At 56.3% G+C, this 17995-nt stretch carries 18 protein-coding genes, 1 pseudogene and 1 other annotated feature; of the genes and pseudogenes, 14 read left to right on the top strand and 5 right to left on the bottom strand.

All coding sequences use genetic code 11. The features are described 5' to 3' along the window. Nucleotides 1-416 precede the first annotated feature (416 nt). Complete coding sequence (locus tag AC07U6_RS17535; protein ID WP_494764511.1) at nt 417-1835, bottom strand: glutamine synthetase family protein; 1419 nt, start codon at nt 1833-1835, stop codon at nt 417-419. A 226-nt stretch (nt 1836-2061) separates the two neighbouring features. On the opposite strand from AC07U6_RS17535, the gene puuD reads away from it, so the two are divergent. From puuD to AC07U6_RS17515, 4 genes are all read left to right on the top strand, one after another. Beyond that, nucleotides 2062-2823 (top strand): gamma-glutamyl-gamma-aminobutyrate hydrolase, encoded by a 762-nt coding sequence (puuD, locus tag AC07U6_RS17530; protein ID WP_494763069.1) that lies wholly within the window; start codon nt 2062-2064, stop codon nt 2821-2823. Further along, nucleotides 2820-3377: an HTH-type transcriptional regulator PuuR gene (gene puuR, locus AC07U6_RS17525; protein ID WP_494763070.1), complete on the top strand. Its 558-nt coding sequence runs from the start codon at nt 2820-2822 to the stop codon at nt 3375-3377. Before puuD ends, puuR begins: the two co-directional genes overlap by 4 nt. A gap of 40 nt (nt 3378-3417) precedes the next feature. After that, complete coding sequence (locus AC07U6_RS17520; RefSeq protein ID WP_494763071.1) at nt 3418-4692, top strand: NAD(P)/FAD-dependent oxidoreductase; 1275 nt, start codon at nt 3418-3420, stop codon at nt 4690-4692. Between the two features lie 95 nt (nt 4693-4787). Further along, nucleotides 4788-5210, top strand: coding sequence for a hypothetical protein (locus AC07U6_RS17515; protein ID WP_494763072.1), 423 nt, complete (start codon nt 4788-4790; stop codon nt 5208-5210). Between the two features lie 195 nt (nt 5211-5405). On the opposite strand, the gene AC07U6_RS17510 is transcribed toward AC07U6_RS17515, so the two are convergent. Continuing rightward, nucleotides 5406-6236 (bottom strand): SDR family oxidoreductase, encoded by an 831-nt coding sequence (locus tag AC07U6_RS17510; protein WP_494763073.1) that lies wholly within the window; start codon nt 6234-6236, stop codon nt 5406-5408. A 177-nt stretch (nt 6237-6413) separates the two neighbouring features. On the opposite strand from AC07U6_RS17510, the gene hisL reads away from it, so the two are divergent. From hisL to AC07U6_RS17460, 10 genes are all read left to right on the top strand, one after another. Beyond that, nucleotides 6414-6461 (top strand): his operon leader peptide, encoded by a 48-nt coding sequence (gene hisL / locus AC07U6_RS17505; protein ID WP_100396937.1) that lies wholly within the window; start codon nt 6414-6416, stop codon nt 6459-6461. Next, nucleotides 6437-6560: a sequence feature (His leader region), on the top strand. It overlaps the preceding gene by 25 nt. 89 nt (nt 6561-6649) lie before the next feature. Continuing rightward, entirely contained in the window at nt 6650-7549 is a 900-nt protein-coding gene (gene hisG, locus AC07U6_RS17500) for an ATP phosphoribosyltransferase (RefSeq protein WP_494763074.1), read from the top strand. 4 nt (nt 7550-7553) lie between these two features. Beyond that, nucleotides 7554-8861 carry a histidinol dehydrogenase gene (hisD, locus tag AC07U6_RS17495; RefSeq protein ID WP_494763075.1) on the top strand — a complete coding sequence of 436 codons (1308 nt, stop codon included), beginning with the start codon at nt 7554-7556 and terminating at the stop codon, nt 8859-8861. Next, nucleotides 8858-9952, top strand: coding sequence for a histidinol-phosphate transaminase (gene hisC, locus AC07U6_RS17490; RefSeq protein ID WP_494763076.1), 1095 nt, complete (start codon nt 8858-8860; stop codon nt 9950-9952). The genes hisD and hisC overlap by 4 nt, the downstream gene beginning before the upstream one ends. Continuing rightward, nucleotides 9949-11016 carry a bifunctional histidinol-phosphatase/imidazoleglycerol-phosphate dehydratase HisB gene (hisB, locus tag AC07U6_RS17485; protein WP_494763077.1) on the top strand — a complete coding sequence of 356 codons (1068 nt, stop codon included), beginning with the start codon at nt 9949-9951 and terminating at the stop codon, nt 11014-11016. The genes hisC and hisB overlap by 4 nt, the downstream gene beginning before the upstream one ends. Continuing rightward, nucleotides 11016-11606, top strand: coding sequence for an imidazole glycerol phosphate synthase subunit HisH (gene hisH, locus AC07U6_RS17480; protein WP_494763078.1), 591 nt, complete (start codon nt 11016-11018; stop codon nt 11604-11606). The genes hisB and hisH overlap by 1 nt, the downstream gene beginning before the upstream one ends. Nucleotides 11607-11611: 5 nt before the next feature. After that, nucleotides 11612-12349 carry a 1-(5-phosphoribosyl)-5-[(5-phosphoribosylamino)methylideneamino]imidazole-4-carboxamide isomerase gene (gene hisA / locus AC07U6_RS17475; RefSeq protein WP_494763079.1) on the top strand — a complete coding sequence of 246 codons (738 nt, stop codon included), beginning with the start codon at nt 11612-11614 and terminating at the stop codon, nt 12347-12349. After that, nucleotides 12331-13107 (top strand): imidazole glycerol phosphate synthase subunit HisF, encoded by a 777-nt coding sequence (hisF, locus tag AC07U6_RS17470; protein WP_494763080.1) that lies wholly within the window; start codon nt 12331-12333, stop codon nt 13105-13107. Before hisA ends, hisF begins: the two co-directional genes overlap by 19 nt. Then, complete coding sequence (gene hisIE, locus AC07U6_RS17465) at nt 13101-13712, top strand: bifunctional phosphoribosyl-AMP cyclohydrolase/phosphoribosyl-ATP diphosphatase HisIE (protein ID WP_494763081.1); 612 nt, start codon at nt 13101-13103, stop codon at nt 13710-13712. The genes hisF and hisIE overlap by 7 nt, the downstream gene beginning before the upstream one ends. A gap of 59 nt (nt 13713-13771) precedes the next feature. After that, the gene (locus tag AC07U6_RS17460) at nt 13772-14257 is read left to right on the top strand and encodes a YbaK/prolyl-tRNA synthetase associated domain-containing protein (protein WP_494763082.1); all 486 of its coding nucleotides are present in this window, start codon (nt 13772-13774) and stop codon (nt 14255-14257) included. Nucleotides 14258-14357: 100 nt separating this feature from the next. Here the strand turns inward: AC07U6_RS17460 and wzzB are convergent, their stop codons facing one another. The 3 genes and pseudogenes from wzzB to AC07U6_RS17445 form a co-directional block, all read right to left on the bottom strand. Beyond that, entirely contained in the window at nt 14358-15371 is a 1014-nt protein-coding gene (gene wzzB, locus AC07U6_RS17455) for an LPS O-antigen chain length determinant protein WzzB (RefSeq protein ID WP_494763083.1), read from the bottom strand. Nucleotides 15372-15535: 164 nt separating this feature from the next. Then, nucleotides 15536-16942, bottom strand: coding sequence for an NADP-dependent phosphogluconate dehydrogenase (gene gnd, locus AC07U6_RS17450; protein WP_494763084.1), 1407 nt, complete (start codon nt 16940-16942; stop codon nt 15536-15538). Between the two features lie 259 nt (nt 16943-17201). Then, a pseudogene (locus AC07U6_RS17445) lies at nt 17202-17995 on the bottom strand (IS3 family transposase); the annotation flags it as partial.

Here is a 17995-nt window from a genome sequence, read left to right as displayed (position 1 = left end):
AGTCTTTCTTAAGAGGATTGAGGGAATAGCAGGCAGGAGTAGTAAAAGATCCTGCTTTCGCGCCGTAGTCGTCGCGTTGGCGAATACCAGCAGATGCTGGAGTAAAAAGATGTTGCCCCATGTTTGTTTCCTCAATAAGACACGTCACTGTGTGTGCTGAAAGCTTATATCTATCCGGTGCTGGACCGGCCTCTTAAAATACAAAATTCGTTTACCTGCATAAAAAAATAACCGCCGCCAGGATTAACTAGCGTCGGTTACGTGATCTTCTTTAATGCAGGGCGCATATTTTGCACCAAACAAAGGCACCCTGACAAGCTTTTGAGACTTTAAGTTACAAATTTACGTTTAATCCTGGCTGGCAAGGCGCTTTTACACAGACGATTCGCCACGTTCAGCGACTGCCAGCCGGGCCTTCAGGCGTTTTTTAGCATCCAGTCAATTTCCGTGGCGGTAATCAGCCGCTCGAAGTGCATCAACTCATGATGCTTACAGCTGTGCCAGACAAAACCGAAGCGCGTACCCAGCAGTTTTTGTAATGCATGGCTTTGTTCAAACTCATACAGCGCATCGCTCTGGCGGATCGGCAGCGGATTCCCGTCGGCTTCATGGCCGTTGCCTTTCACCGCGACCGGCAGCGGCAGCTGGTTATCCAGCCCGTGCAGGATACCGGCCAGAATCGCCGCCATCACCAGATAGGGGTTGGCGTCGGCCCCGGCAACGCGGTATTCCACCCGATGATTATCGCTGTCGCCGCAGGGGATACGCAGCGCCACGGTACGGTTATTGTGCCCCCAGGATGCCTGTAACGGAACGAACGCATCCGGCAGGAAACGGCGGTAGGCGTTAACGTTGGGCGCTAACAATGCCATCGAAGCAGGCATCAAATCGATCATCCCGGCCAGCGCGCGCTTCAGCAGCGGCGAATCGCTACCGTCATCGCAGATAAAGGCATTATGACCGGCGGCATCCAGCATGCTGATATGCACATGCATGCCGCTACCGGCGTATTCTTCGTACGGTTTAGCCATAAAAGTGGCATTCATGCCGTGGCGTTCGGCCACCTGGCGGATTAGCCGCTTCAGCTGCACGGCGTGATCGCAGGCGCTCAGCGCATTACGCGTGTGGTGCAGGTTGATCTCAAACTGGCCCGGGGAAGCTTCCGCCAGCGCACCATCTGCCGGGATGCCCTGCTGTTTCGCCAGCTCGTCGATTTCACTCAGCACATCGGCAAAGTGATCGAGATTATCAACGGAATACACCTGGCTTTGCATATTACGCTCGTCGCTGCCCGGCGCGCACGGCGGCTGAATGTAGCCTTCGGCATCGCGCTGTTTATCGACCAGATAGAACTCCAGCTCTACCGCTACCACCGGGAACAATCCTCGATTGCGCAACTGCTGCCACAGCTGGTTGAGGACATTACGGGGTTCAACGTCAAAGGGAGTGCCATCTTGATTGCGCATGGTCAGAAGAATTTGCGCCAGATGTTCGGGATCGGTAGCGGAGGGAATTAAAGAACCTTCAACGGGAACGCAGATATTGTCCGGTTCACCCAGTACCTGGCCGAGTCCTGCTTCTTCCACAGTGTTGCCGAGGATATCCATGGCGTAGACTGAAGCCGGGAAGTAACAGCCTTTTTCCAGTTTTTTGAGGCTGGCAATCGGAATGCGTTTACCGCGGAAAACACCATTTAAATCGTTGAGGAGGATATCGACGTACTGCGTTTCAGGATGGCGTTCCAGGTAAGTTTGCACTTCACTCAGGAACGCGGTGGTTCGTTTCTCTTCACTGTGCCGCGTGAAGTCTTCAACTTCGACAATATTGGTCATGATGCCACCCACCAGGTTCGTTTCGTTGTTGAGCGTTGCTCAAAATAACAGCCACACTATTAACATAGCGCCAACACAAACAGTGTGCAAATGTAACTAACTGCTTAATTTTTCACCTCATCACGTTTGAATATTACCCAACCCGTTGCTAGATTGACATAATATTGCACAGTTTTGCGCCACAGGCGGTTCCACCGGTTGATATTTTTAACAGTGTAACGGGGTGAGAATGGGCATTATTTTTGACAAACCATTGATTGGCGTGGTGATGTGCCAGGTCGATAAAAACGGCCATCCGACGCAGATGGTACACAACAAATATCTCGACGCCGTTCTGCTGGCAGGCGGAATTCCACTGGCGCTGCCCCACGGGCTGATGTCTGCCCCTCATCTATTAGAAAACGCTATGGCTGCGCTGGATGGCATTTTACTCACTGGCAGCCCGAGTAATATCGAACCCCATCATTATCATCAGTCCGGGGAAGAGCCGGATGCCGACCCCGGCCGCGACCGGCTGGCCTTTGCGCTGGTTAACTACGCGCTGGAAAATCAGATGCCGCTGCTGGCAATTTGCCGGGGGCTTCAGGAGCTGGTGGTTGCCACCGGCGGTGATTTGCACCGCCAGCTGCATCTGGTGGCCGGCATGCAGGATCACCGTGAAGATCCCTCTCTGATGCTGGAGGAACAATACTCACCGGTTCATGATGTCTGGCTGGAGCCGGACGGCCTGCTCTCATCGCTGGTGGGTAACGCCAGCAGGCTGCGGGTCAACTCCCTGCACCAGCAGGGAATACGCACGCTGGGCGCAAAAATGCGGCCCGAAGCACGTTCCGCCGACGGCCTGATCGAAGCCGTCAGTCATTCTCAGCATCCCTTTGCCCTGGCGGTTCAGTGGCACCCGGAATGGCAAAGCGCCGGCTCGGAGCCATCCCGCCAGATTTTTGGCGGGCTGATTGCGGCCAGCCAGCGTTTCAGAAAGGAAAGGCTATGAGCGAAATCACCCTGGCTCCCGGACGGCGTTTATCCGAGCTCCGGCAGCAGATGGGTTTGTCACAGCGCCGCGTGGCGGAGCTTTCGGGCCTGACCCACAGCGCGATCAGCACGATTGAGCAGGATAAAGTCAGCCCGGCAGTGAGCACGCTGCAAAAGTTACTTAAGGTGTACGGCCTGTCGCTGTCGGAGTTTTTCTCGGAGCCGGTGGTGGATGACGTACCCAAAGTGGTGATTGAGGCGCATGAGCTGATCGATATCGGCGGCCAGGGCGTTTCACTGCGCCTGATCCATAACGGCAACGCCCGCAGAACGCTGGCCATGCTGCTGGAAACCTACGAGCCCGGCGCCACTACCGGAGAAAAAATACGCCATCAGGGTGAGGAAACGGGCACGCTACTGGAGGGGGAGATCACTTTGAATATCAACGGCCAGAGCTATCACCTGCATGCCGGGCAAAGCTATGTCATTGATACCGGCCACCCCCACAGCTTTACCAATTCCTCTTCCCGGCGCTGCTGCATTATCAGCGCCCATACGCCCGCAACGTTTTAGCCACGATCGGCCCGGTACTGCCGGGCATAAGGGAAAAATTATGCATGTGAATAGCTACTACGCAGCAACCGCCAACCCGCACGAAGTCTGGCCGCAGCTGAAAGAGAGTATTCAGTGCGACGTGTGCATCATCGGCGGCGGGTTTACCGGCCTCTCCTCGGCGCTGTTTTTGACCGAAGCGGGCTACGATGTGGTGGTACTGGAGGCGGCGCAGGTTGGCTTCGGTGCCAGCGGCCGCAACGGCGGGCAGATCGTTAACTCGTACAGCCGCGATGTCGATGTTATCGAACAGCGCTACGGCAGCGAGACTGCGCAACTGCTGGGCAGCATGATGTTTGAAGGTACGGAGATCATCCGCGATCGTATCGACCGCTACGCCATTAACTGTGATTACCGCCCCGGCGGTATTTTTGCTGCACTGACCCCGCGACAGATGCAGCATCTGGACGCGCAGTCTCAGCGCTGGCGGCGCTATGGCAATCACCAGCTTGAACTGCTGGATCGCGAGGCGATTGGTCGAGAGGTAGGCAGCGATCGCTATGTCGGCGGACTGCTGGACCGCAGCGGCGGGCATATTCACCCGTTGAATCTGGCGCTGGGTGAGGCCGAAGCCATTCGCCGTCACGGCGGGCGAATCTTTGAGCGTTCGGCGGTAACCTCCGTGCAATACGGTACGCCGCACCGCATCAGTACCGAACAGGGGCAGGTTCAGGCGCGGTTTGTGATTTTTGCCGGTAATGCCTATCTGGCACCGCATCTTGAACCCAGACTGGCGAAAAAAAGCCTGCCCTGCGGCTCGCAGATTGTTGCCACCGAACCGCTCTCCGCCGAGGTGGCGCAGTCGCTGCTGCCGAACAACTTCTGTGTTGAGGACTGTAACTATCTGCTGGACTATTTTCGCCTGACCGCCGATAACCGCCTGCTGTACGGCGGCGGGGTGATTTACGGCGCGCGCGAACCGTCTGATATTGATGCGCTGATCCGCCCCAAGCTGCTGAAAACCTTCCCCCAGCTGGCCGGGGTGAAGTTTGATTACGCGTGGAGCGGCAACTTCCTGCTGACGCTGTCAAGAATGCCGCAGTTTGGCCGCCTGGAAAACGGCGTTTACTACATGCAGGGCGACAGCGGGCACGGGGTGACCAGCACCCATCTTTCCGGTCGTCTGATCGCTGAGGCAATGCGCGGTGACGCCGAACGCTTTGATGCCTTTGCGAAACTGCCGCATCTGCCCTTCCCCGGCGGGCGCACCCTGCGCGTGCCGCTGACCGCAATCGGGGCCGCGTGGTATGCGCTGCGCGACAGACTGGGGGTTTAAATCCGGCCGGTTCGCAGTAAAATACGGACCGGTCACCTGAGGAACCGTCATGAATTCAACCAGTAGCAACACCCGTTTCTTCATTATTGTCGTTTTTGGCATCATCCTGTTCTGAGCGGCGGCGTACCCCCCTCTCCCGTTATGTTTCCAGCGCGGCCTTCGGCGAACCTACCGGCGCAATCTACAACGCCATTAACGTGCTGTTCACCGCGCTGGCCTTTACCGGGGTGGTGATTACCTCCCGCTTTCAGTACATCGAATCAGAACGATCCGCGAAGGATCTGGTTGAGCGTTCCATTTTCGAGCTATTAACAACCTTCACCACCGATGAGTTTCAGAAGGTGAAAGACGAGACGTTCCTCGCTCTGCTCATTGCAGTGAGAAATAAAGCGTATGCGGAATATCTCAGCAGCCGCCTGTTTCCAATCGGCAGGAAGCCGTTCCCTGCCTCTGCCGCGACGGCGTATGCCGAGCTGAAGCCAGAGCTTAACGGGATGAGTCTGGGAGCGGCTGGATGAAATTTATCAGTACCCGCCGATAACGCCGGGCCCGGCAGTTTACCGCTATCCGGCCATCCATCCCTGGCTCAAAGAGCAGCAGATCGATCCGGCTTTTTTCACTCACATCCCGGAGAATGCGGCCTGACGTGAGCCCCCCCTGCATCCTTGCAGGGCATCAGAATTGTCAGCGTGACTGCCGGCACCGCTTCAGGGTTAAGCCAGCGGCATCTTGCCCGGGTCCAGGTAGCGATATTCAAAACCCAGTTCGCGGCAGATTTTGCTGCCGTCGATGATTTTACCGCCGTCTTTACCGGTGCTGTCGTCAATAAAGGTCGGCGGCGTCAGGCCAAGCTGGCGCGCGACGGTGGGATAAAACTCTTTGCGTGACGGATGAACCGGGGCGCAGAGATTGTAAATGTGGCCGCCTTTCGGGCGCTGTAGCAGGAGCCGGATAGCTTCAATCACATCCTCAAGATGCACCAGGTTAACCCCCTGTGCGCCGTTGCTCAGTCCCTCTTTTCCTGCCAGGAAGCGCCCCGGATGGCGCTTCGGCCCTACCAGCCCGGCAAGCCGCAGAATATCTACCGAGGTGCCGGGAAGCTTATGCAACCAGTTTTCCAGCTCCTGCAGCGTGCGCCCGGCAACGGTAACCGGTAGCAATTCGCTGCTCTCTTTGGTCAAGCCCGGACGATCGCCATACACGGACGTTGAGCTGGTGAAGATAATGCGCGGAATATTAAAGGCCAGCGCACTATCCACCAGCTGCTGTACCGCCAGCAGATAGCTTTCGCCGCCGGAAGCCGTGCGGCTGGCGGGAAGCGTAATCACCAACGCGTCAACGCTCAGCAAAGCGGCCAGATCGTCCGCCTCGCAGACCAGTTCCGGGTTGAGTTCCAGCATGTAGCTTTCGATGCCACACATACGCGCGGCTTCAACACCATCCTGGGTAGTTTTGCTACCGGTGACCTGCATTCCGCCTGCGGTGAGCGACAGCCCCAGCGGCATTCCCAGCCAGCCCAGTCCGACAATTGCGACTCTCTTCATCCTCTTGCTCCCGTTTTATGCAACCCGTTTGCATCAGGCTACGCCAGCCCAATGCCGGTGACAACCGCCAGTTAATAAGAGAATCTTTCAACATTGACAAAAAAGTGTTGCGTCATCTCACCATCCTGGTTAGGTTATTTGTCACGATATGAATAGACATTCATCCAAGAGAATTTTATGACTCGCGTTCAGTTTAACCATCATCACCACCATCACCCTGACTAGTCTTTCAGGCGATGTGTGCTGGAAGACGTTCAGGATCTTCCAGTGGTGCTGAAATCGCGAAATGGCCCCCGGAAGATCACCTTCCGGGGGCTTTTTTTTGGGCCGGATACAGTGCCCGAATGCTGAGATGACAGACTGACTAACGACATAATGAATATAAAGCAGACAGGAAAAGAGGATTAGCACCGATGTTAGATAACACCCGTTTACGCATAGCTATGCAGAAATCAGGCCGTTTAAGTGATGAATCACGCGAACTGCTGGCCCGCTGCGGCATCAAAATTAACCTGCAGCAGCAGCGCCTGATCGCCTTCGCTGAGAACATGCCGATCGATATCCTGCGCGTACGCGATGACGATATCCCTGGCCTGGTGATGGATGGCGTGGTTGACCTCGGCATTATCGGTGAGAACGTGCTGGAAGAAGAGCTGCTGACCCGCCGCGCGCAGGGCGAAGATCCGCGTTATTTCACGCTGCGTCGCCTGGATTTCGGCGGCTGCCGCCTGTCGCTGGCGATGCCGGTTGATGATGAATACACCGGACCGGCCTGTTTACAAAACTCCCGCATTGCGACCTCCTACCCGCACCTGCTGAAAAAATACCTCGATAAACAGAACATCAGCTTCAAATCCTGCCTGCTGAACGGTTCGGTGGAAGTGGCGCCGCGCGCCGGGCTGGCCGATGCGATCTGCGATCTGGTGTCTACCGGTGCCACGCTGGAAGCGAACGGCCTGCGTGAAGTGGAAGTGATTTACCGCTCTAAAGCCTGCCTGATCCAGCGCGACGGCGAAATGCCTGCCGCCAAGCAGGAGCTGATCGACAAGCTGATGACCCGTATTCAGGGTGTGATTCAGGCTCGCGAATCAAAATACATCATGCTGCACGCGCCGAGCGAACGCCTGGAAGACATCATTTCCCTGCTGCCGGGAGCCGAGCGCCCTACCGTTCTGCCGCTGGCAGGCGATAAGAGCCGCATGGCCATGCACATGGTCAGTAGCGAAACGCTGTTCTGGGAAACCATGGAAAAACTGAAATCCCTCGGGGCCAGCTCCATTCTGGTGCTGCCAATTGAGAAGATGATGGAGTAACCTCATGGCGACCACGATGACTCCTGTTGCCTGGCAGGATTGTAGCGAAGAGCAGCAGCAGGCGCTGCTGACGCGCCCGGCGATTTCTGCCTCGGACAGTATCAGCGCCACGGTGCGCGGTATTCTCGAGAAGGTTAAAGCCGAAGGTGATGATGCGCTACGCTACTACAGCGCCACCTTTGATAAAACGCAGGTTGATGCGCTGCGCGTCAGCGAGCAGCAAATCGAGGACGCCTGCGCGCGCCTCGGTTCAGAAATCAAGCAGGCGATGGCCGTTGCGGTCGCCAATATTGATACCTTCCACGTGGCGCAGAAACTGCCTGCGGTGGATATTGAAACCCAGCCGGGCGTGCGCTGCCAGCAGGTGACCCGTCCTCTGGCTTCTGTTGGTCTGTATATTCCCGGCGGCTCGGCACCGCTGTTCTCCACCGTGCTGATGCTGGCCACTCCTGCCCGCATCGCCGGCTGCCGTCGCGTGGTGCTGTGCTCGCCGCCGCCGATTGCCGACGAAATCCTTTACGCAGCCAAACTGTGCGGCGTGCAGGAAGTCTTTCAGGTGGGCGGCGCGCAGGCGATTGCCGCGCTGGCTTTCGGCACCGAAAGCGTGCCGAAAGTGGACAAAATCTTTGGCCCGGGCAACGCGTACGTCACCGAAGCCAAGCGCCAGGTCAGCCAGCGCCTGGACGGTGCGGCCATCGATATGCCTGCCGGTCCGTCGGAAGTGCTGGTGATTGCCGACGAAGGCGCAACGCCAGACTTCGTCGCCTCTGACCTGCTGTCACAGGCCGAACACGGCCCTGATTCCCAGGTGCTGCTGCTGACCCCCTCCCTGCCGATGGCAGAAGCCGTGGCTGCCGCCGTGGATCGTCAGCTGGCCGAACTACCGCGCGCCGCCACCGCCGCCAAAGCGCTGGAGAGCAGCCGCCTGATTGTGGTCCGCGATTTGCAGCAGTGCGTGGAGATCAGCAACCGCTACGGACCTGAGCACCTGATTATTCAGACCCGCAAGGCGCGCGATCTGGTGGAAAGCATCACCAGCGCCGGTTCGGTGTTCCTCGGTGACTGGTCGCCAGAATCCGCAGGTGATTATGCTTCCGGAACCAACCACGTGCTGCCAACCTACGGCTATACCGCCACGTATTCCAGCCTGGGCCTGGCGGACTTCCAGAAGCGGATGACGGTGCAGGAACTGACGCAGGAAGGCTTTATGGGCCTGGCAGCAACCATTGAAACGCTGGCCGCCGCCGAGCAGCTGATTGCCCACAAGAATGCCGTGACCCTGCGCGTAGCCGCACTGAAGGAGAAACCATGAGCACGAATTCCGTTGAAGCGCTGGCCCGCGCAAACGTTCGCGCACTGACCCCGTACCAGTCTGCTCGTCGTCTGGGTGGCAACGGCGACGTCTGGCTGAACGCCAATGAATATCCGCTGGCGGTGCCGTTTCACCTCAGCCAGCAGACTCTGAACCGTTATCCTGAATGCCAGCCTAAGCTGGTCATTGAGCGCTATGCCGCTTACGCCGGGCTGAATGCGGATCAGGTGCTGGTCAGCCGCGGTGCCGATGAAGGCATTGAGCTGCTGATGCGCGCCTTCTGCGAGCCGGGTAAAGATGCGGTGCTGTTCTGTCCGCCGACCTACGGCATGTACAGCGTCAGCGCGGAAACTATCGGCGTGGAGTATCGCACCGTCGAAGCGCGTGAAGACTGGCAGCTGAATTTGTCCGGCATTGCTGAACAGCTGGACGGCGTGAAGCTGGTTTACGTTTGTAGCCCGAACAATCCGACCGGTAACCTGATCAACCCGGATGATTTCCGTGAGCTGCTGGAGATGACGCGCGGTAAAGCGCTGCTGGTGGCCGATGAAGCCTACATCGAGTTCTGCCCGCAGGCGTCACTGGCAGGCTGGCTGAAAGATTACCCGCACCTGGTGGTTCTGCGCACGCTGTCGAAAGCCTTTGCGCTGGCGGGGCTGCGCTGCGGCTTCACCCTGGCGAACGCCGAAGTGATCGCCCTGCTGATGAAGGTGATCGCCCCCTACCCGCTTTCCACGCCGGTGGCGGATATCGCCGGACAGGCGCTGAGCGACGAAGGGATTGCGCTAATGCGCGAGCACGTCGGCCAGCTGATCGCCAACCGTGAAAAGCTGATTGCCGATCTGCGCCAGTGCGACTGCGTTGAAGAAGTGTTTAACAGTGAAACCAACTATATTCTCGCGCGCTTTACTGCCTCCAGCCAGGTCTTTAAGACCCTGTGGGATCAGGGTATTATCCTGCGCGACCAGAATAAGCAGCCGGGACTGTCCGGATGCCTGCGTATTTCCATCGGCACCCGTGAAGAGTGTGACCGTGTTATCAGCGCGCTGAAATCTTTACCCGGCGCAACCGTACCTCAGGAGCAAGCATGAGTCAGAAAGTCCTTTTTATCGATCGCGATGGCACTATTATTTCTGAGCCGCCGGAAGATTTTCAGGTGGACCGCATGGATAAACTGGCCTTTGAGCCGGATGCAATTCCCGCGCTGCTGTCGTTGCAGAAGGCCGGGTACCGACTGGTAATGATCACCAATCAGGACGGACTGGGCACCAGCAGCTTCCCGCAGGCAGACTTCGACGGCCCGCACAATCTGATGATGCAGATCCTCACCTCTCAGGGCGTGAAGTTTGACGATATTCTGATCTGCCCGCATAAACCGGAAGATAACTGCGACTGCCGCAAGCCAAAAACGAAAATGGTCACTCAGTGGCTGGCCGAAGGCGCGCTGGATACCGCCAACAGCTACGTGATCGGCGACCGCGCCACCGACGTGCAGCTGGCTCAGAATATGGGTATCACCGGACTGCTGTACGGCAAAGACGGCCTGAACTGGTCGCAGATTGAAGAACAGCTGACCAAACGCGATCGCTATGCGCTGGTCAACCGCAGCACTAAAGAAACACAGATCAAGGTTGAAGTGTGGCTGGACCGCGAAGGCGACAGCAAAATCAATACCGGCGTCGGTTTTTTTGACCATATGCTGGACCAGATCTCCACCCACGGCGGATTCCGCATGAATATCGACGTGAAGGGCGATCTGTACATTGACGATCACCACACCGTGGAGGATACCGGCCTGGCGCTGGGCGAAGCGCTGCTGAAGGCACTGGGCGATAAACGCGGGATCGGTCGCTTTGGCTTCATGCTGCCGATGGACGAATGCCTGGCGCGCTGCGCGCTGGATATCTCCGGCCGTCCGCACCTGGAATATAAAGCCGAGTTCAGCTATCAGCGCGTGGGCGATCTGAGCACAGAGATGGTGGAACACTTCTTCCGCTCGCTCTCTTACACCATGGCCAGTACCCTGCACCTGCGCACTAAAGGCAAAAACGATCACCATCGTGTTGAAAGCCTGTTTAAAGTCTTCGGCCGCACACTGCGTCAGGCGATCCGTGTAGAGGGCAACACGCTGCCAAGCTCGAAAGGGGTACTGTAATGGACGTGGTGATCCTGGATACCGGCTGCGCCAACCTCTCCTCGGTAAAGTGGGCCATACAACGCCTGGGCTACAACCCGCAGGTCAGCCGTGAAGCCGATATCGTACTGAATGCCGACAAGCTGTTTCTGCCGGGAGTCGGCACCGCGCAGGCGGCAATGGACCAGCTGCGCGAACGCGACCTGATCGAGCTGATCAAAGCCTGTACGCAGCCGGTGCTGGGCATCTGCCTGGGAATGCAGCTGCTTGGCTCGCACAGCGATGAAAACGGCGGTATTCCGACGCTGGATGTGATCGAACATCCGGTTGAGCGGATGCAGGACGTTGGCCTGCCGCTGCCGCATATGGGCTGGAACCAGATCACTTCGCAGGCCGGTAATCATCTGTTCCGCGGCATTGAAGACGGTTCGTACTTCTATTTCGTCCACGGCTACGCCATGCCGGTGAACCCGTACACCATTGCCCAGTGCAACTACGGTTCCCCGTTTACCGCTGCGGTGCAGAAAGATAACTTCTACGGCGTGCAGTTCCACCCCGAGCGTTCCGGTGCCGCTGGCGCGCATCTGCTGAAAAATTTCCTGGAGATGTAACCAGTATGATTATCCCGGCGTTAGATTTAATTGATGGCAAAGTGGTGCGCCTGCACCAGGGCGACTACGGCCAGCAGCGTGACTACGGCAGCGATCCTCTGCCGCGCCTGCAGGATTATCAGGCTCAGGGCGCGACCGTGCTGCATCTGGTCGATCTGACCGGTGCAAAAGACCCGGCCGCACGCCAGATCCCCCTGCTGACCAAACTGCTGGCGGGCGTCAGCGTGCCGGTGCAGGTTGGCGGCGGCATCCGCACCAAAGACGACGTTGAGGCGCTGCTGAACGCCGGCGCAACTCGCGTAGTCGTTGGCTCAACGGCGATTAAGCAGCCGGAAGAGGTTCAGCAGTGGTTTAAGCAGTACGGCGCGGAAGCGATCGTTCTGGCGCTGGACGTGCGCATTGATGCCAACAACCGTAAAGAAGTGGCGATCAGCGGCTGGCAGGAAGCCAGCGGGATCACGCTGGAAGAGGTCATCGACCAGTTCCTGCCGTTTGGCCTGAAGCACGTGCTGTGTACCGATATTTCCCGCGATGGCACGCTCAGCGGCTCAAACGTTGCGCTGTATCGCGAAGTCTCCGTACGCTATCCGCAAATTGCCTTCCAGTCCTCAGGCGGCATCGGCTCGCTTGACGACATTGCCGCCCTGCGCGGCAGCGGTGCGCAGGGCGTGATCGTTGGTCGCGCCCTGCTGGAAGGTAAATTCAACGTATCGGAGGCAATTTCATGCTGGCAAAACGGATAATTCCCTGCCTGGACGTACGCGACGGCCAGGTGGTCAAAGGCGTGCAGTTCCGTAACCACGAAATCATCGGTGATATCGTGCCGCTGGCGCAGCGCTATGCCCAGGAAGGCGCCGACGAGCTGGTGTTTTATGATATCACCGCATCAAGCGATGGCCGCGTGGTGGATAAAAGCTGGATCTCGCGCGTGGCGGAAGTGATCGATATCCCCTTCTGCGTGGCGGGAGGCATTAAGTCTGTGGAAGACGCGGCGCTATTGCTCTCCTTCGGCGCCGACAAGATTTCAATTAACTCCCCGGCGCTGGCCGATCCGGAGCTGATCACCCGCCTGGCCAATCGCTTCGGCGTGCAGTGCATCGTGGTCGGGATTGATACCTGGTACGACTGCGAAAGCGGTAAGTATCACGTGAATCAGTACACCGGTGACGAAAGCCGCACCCGCGTGACGCAGTGGGAAACCCTCGACTGGGTGCAGGAAGTGCAGAAGCGCGGCGCCGGTGAAATCGTGCTGAATATGATGAACCAGGATGGCGTGCGCAACGGCTACGACCTGGTGCAGCTACAGAAGGTACGTGAAGTGTGTAACGTACCGCTGATCGCCTCCGGCGGCGCGGGCACCATGGAACACTTCCATCAGGCATTCCGCGATGCCGACGTTGACGGTGCGCTGGCCGCTTCCGTCTTCCATAAGCAGATTATTAATATTGGGGAACTCAAAGCGTTCCTGGTAGAAAAAGGTGTGGAGATCCGCGCATGTTGACTGAACAACAGCTGGCTAAGCTGGACTGGGTAAAAACTGACGGGATGATGCCCGCCGTCGTACAGCACGCCGTTTCCGGCGAAGTTCTGATGCACGGTTATATGAATCAGGAAGCGCTGGATAAAACGCTGGCCACCGGCAAGGTGACCTTCTGGTCACGGACCAGGCAGCGCCTGTGGACCAAAGGGGAAACCTCCGAGCACTTCCTTAACGTGGTCAGCATCACCCCGGACTGCGATAACGATACGCTGCTGGTACTGGTCAACCCGGTGGGGCCTACCTGCCATCTCGGTACCTCAAGCTGCTTCTCTCCGGCAGCAGCAGACTGGACCTTCCTCTACCAGCTGGAGCAGCTGCTGGCCGAGCGCAAGCATGCCGATCCGAAAAGCTCGTACACCGCCAGCCTGTACGCCAGCGGCACTAAGCGTATCGCGCAGAAAGTGGGGGAAGAAGGTGTGGAAACCGCACTGGCAGCGACAGTTAACGACCGCTTCGAACTGACCAACGAAGCCTCGGATTTGGTTTATCATCTGCTGGTGCTGTTACAGGATCAGGATCTTAACCTGTCGGCGGTGATTGAAAACCTGAGGCAGCGGCACAAATAATCGTTCACTATCCTAAAGGGGCCGGTTATCCGGCCCTTATTTTTTTACAGGGAGCAATCATGAGTACCTTTGACCAACTTATCGCTCTGCTCGACGGGCAGCAGGCGCGTTACCGGGTGATGGAGCACACGGCGATGGGGAAATGTGAAGATGTGGCTGCACTGCGCGGTACCGAACTCGGCCAGGGCGCAAAGGCACTGGTGTGCCATGTGAAAGGTAACAGGGTGAAGCAGCACGTGCTGGCGGTGCTGCCTGCCGATAAGCAGGCCGACCTCTCTCTACTGGCATCGGCGCTGGGCGGGCTGCGCGCCTCGCTGGCCAGTCCGGCCGAGGTGGATAAATTGACCGGATGCGTATTCGGGGCAATCCCGCCATTTAGCTTTCACCCGGATTTAATGCTGGTTGCCGATCCCAGCCTGTTGACGCGCTATGAAGAGCTGGCGTTTAACGCCGGGCTGCTGGAAAAATCCATGGTACTGAATACGGCAGACTATCAGCGCATTGCGGCACCGACGATCCTGAGTTTTTTGCGGGAAGAGGAATAAGCGCGGTGGCCTGAAGTGCGAACAGGACGGTAACGCGCTTGAGCGTGGTCCATAACGCCGTAATTGTGCGGCCGGATGACGCCGGCCGCTGCGTTAACGTTTAAGGCTGTTTGCGCTCGCGATACTGCTGGCTGACCAGGCGGCCAATCACAATGCCGGAACCGATAATGCCACCGAGGATAACCGACAAAATCAAAGTCAAACCTCTTTTCGGACTGTCTCTGCGAACCGGTAGGTCTGCCCTGGCAATGTAACGATATGACTGCAGGTTATCCACCTGAATTTTCAGATGAGTCATGGCGAACAGAGCACGCTGTGTATCGTAATAGTTACTATCATAGGGTAATGGGCGAGTGGCTTCATTAGCTATGGTCGCCTTAAGCGAAACTGTACCTAGCAGGTAAAGCGTATCGTCCGATAGAAATTCAGCCTGTTTCAACTGAGACTGCTCGATACCAGACGCTTCAGCGACTTTGATTGATTGATTGATTACATCTAATCTCTGCTGTTTTTTATTCAGAGCGACCTGTTTTTGTGTCTCAATAGAATCGGTTAATTCACGGGTTTTAACACTCAGGCTGCGCCGAATATCTGCGCCATAATCGTCAACGACATCAGCATTGATTGAAGCAATATACTTCGCAAGCTGCTGCTGTGCTGCTTTAGCGCTTTCAGCCGTATAAGAAATACGAAGTGGATCACCACTGCCTTTATTGACCTGTTCAATTCTAAGTTCCTGTGGCTCGTCCTGATTCTCCAGTTCAGAAGAAAGAGCATTGATAGAACCAACGAAACGGTTAAACAACTGCTGTTGCAAATCCCCGATTGCAGGTTTGTCCTGTGGGCTTTGCGCGTAAAGAACGCTAAGGGCCGCGTTATAGTTTGCAACTTGCCCAGCAGCAGGCAGCGTCACAATCGCCTTTGATGTCCATTTTTCTTCTGCCGTGAATATATAGAGCAACGCCAGCAAAACAGTGACTATAATTGCGGAAAAAATAGTTTTTTTTCCATTCCACAACTGCACTGTGATATCTAAAATATCAAGCTCTTTAACTCGATTATTTTTGGGGTAATGCGGATGTTGCTCAGAATTTGAATGGCTATCAAGACTCATAATTTTCAGTTTACTCAACACAATGGAAAACTAACGCAAGGGCTTAAGTATAGGTAAAAATCGGTGAAGAGTCAGCAAGGTAGGATAGGGATTACCTTAAAAAATTTCGGGGAAGGCGGAATTGGAGAAATAACCTCCCGCAACGCGGGAGGTTGATGACGGGATTAGTCCAGCCATTCGGTGTGGAACACACCGTCTTTATCAGTACGTTTATAGGTATGCGCACCGAAGTAGTCACGCTGAGCCTGAATCAGGTTCGCAGGCAGTACCGCTGAACGGTAGCTGTCGTAGTAAGCGATTGCAGCAGAGAAGGTTGGCGTTGGGATACCGTTCTGAACGGCATAGGCCACAACGTCACGCAGCGCCTGCTGGTATTCGTCAGCGATGTTTTTGAAGTACGGAGCCAGCAGCAGGTTAGCGATGTCAGCGTTATCGGCATAGGCATCGGTAATTTTCTGCAGGAACTGAGCACGAATGATGCAACCCGCACGGAAGATCTTCGCGATTTCGCCGTAGTTCAGATCCCAGTTGTTCTCGGTAGAAGCCGCTTTCAGCTGAGAGAAGCCCTGTGCATAAGAAACGATTTTGCCCAGGTACAGCGCGCGGCGTACTTTCTCAACGAACTCGGCTTTGTCGCCTGATACAGCCTGCACGGTTGGGCCGGTCAGCACTTTAGATGCCGCTACGCGCTGAGTTTTCAGCGAGGAGAGGTAGCGGGCAAACACGGATTCGGTGATCAGTGACAGCGGCTCACCGAGATCCAGGGAACTCTGGCTGGTCCACTTACCGGTACCTTTGTTCGCCGCTTCATCCAGGATCACATCAACCAGGTAGTTACCCTCTTCATCTTTCTTAGTGAAGATATCTTTGGTGATGTCGATCAGATAGCTGCTCAGCTCGCCTTCGTTCCACTCGCTGAAGGTTTTCGCCAGATCGTCATTGCTCAGATTCAGCGCGCCTTTCAGCAGGGAGTAGGCTTCAGCGATCAGCTGCATATCGCCGTATTCGATACCGTTGTGCACCATTTTAACATAGTGACCCGCACCGTCCGGACCCATGTAAGCCACGCAGGCTTCGCCTTCGGCACGTGCTGCAATCTCAGTCAGGATTGGGGCAACCAGCTCGTAAGCTTCTTTCTGGCCACCAGGCATAATAGATGGGCCTTTCAGTGCGCCCTCTTCGCCACCGGAAACACCGGTACCGATAAAGTTGAAGCCCTGCTCAGACAGTTCGCGGTTACGGCGAATGGTGTCTTTGTAGAAGGTGTTACCGCCATCGATAAGGATGTCACCTTTATCCAGGTGTGGAGTCAGGGATGCGATAGTTTTGTCGGTCGCTTCACCGGCTTGCACCATCAGAAGGATACGACGAGGTTTTTCCAGTGAGTCAACAAACTCTTCGACGGTATAGTGCGGAACCAGATTTTTACCTGGGTTCTCTGCCACCACTTCATCGGTTTTCTCACGAGAGCGGTTGAAGATAGAAACTGAATAGCCACGGCTCTCAATGTTGAGTGCCAGATTGCGGCCCATAACAGCCATACCCACAACGCCGATCTGTTGCTTGGACATACCTACTCCTGTCTACGTGATTTTACCTGCAGCAATGTGACTGCGGTCAATGTTCCAGACATGTTAACTCAGGTTTAGGTGATGTGGATAGTGATTGGTGCGATAGTAGGGTAAGTGAAGTCCGATAAATTTAGTTCTTATTACGAATGCATGGGATTTATGTGGGAAAAACAAAAAAACCATGTTTAACATGAGGTTAAGGCAAAAGCCTACCTATCTAAAGGTCGGTTGATCCTACCCACGTAATGTGGACAGAGGCCTAAGCGAGGTTCTGGTTTTCAAATTGTTCCGGGCTAAGACCACCACAGGCACTGTGGCGACGCCAGCGATTGTAGTCGCACTCGATATAATTAAACACCGTCGTTCGCATTATTTCCCGGCTGGCAAAGTGCTCGCCGTGGATACATTCCACTTTCAGTGAGTGGAGGAAGCTTTCCACACAGGCATTGTCGTAACAACACCCTTTTGCGCTCATGCTGCCTCGCAGATTATGGCGTTTCAGCAAGGTCTGGTAATCTGCTGAACAGTACTGACCACCTCTGTCTGTATGGACAATGACGTTTTCCGGGCGTTTACGTCGCCACAACGCCATTTGCAACGCATCGCACGCCAGTTGTGTGTCATCCGCGAAGACATCGACCAGCCGATGACGGCTCGCGACCACAGGTCAATCACTACCGCCAGGTAAAGCCAGCCTTCATCTGTACGAAGACAGGTGATGTCTCCCGCCCATTTCTGATTCGACCCACCGGCGTAGAAGTCCTGCTTCAGCAGGTTTTCCGACACCGGCAAACCATGTTCACGGTAACTGACCGGCCTGAACCGGCGCGGGGCCTTTGCGCGCAACCCCTGGCGGCGCAGGCTGGCTGCGATGGTTTTGACGTTGTACGCCGGAAGCTCATCAGCAAGACGCGGCGCACCATAGCGCTGTTTGGCGTCATTGAATGCCTGCCGAACCGCCCCATCGCAGACAAGACGGAACTGCTGGCGGGCGCTGATGACGATACGCCGCGTCCGCCAGGCATACCAGCCGCTGCGGGCGACCCGCAACAC

Source organism: Erwinia sp. GW821-FHT03D09 (genome assembly GCF_059420805.1).
The sequence above is the reverse complement of the archived record's forward strand: the minus strand, read 5'-3'. Positions and strand labels throughout refer to the sequence as shown.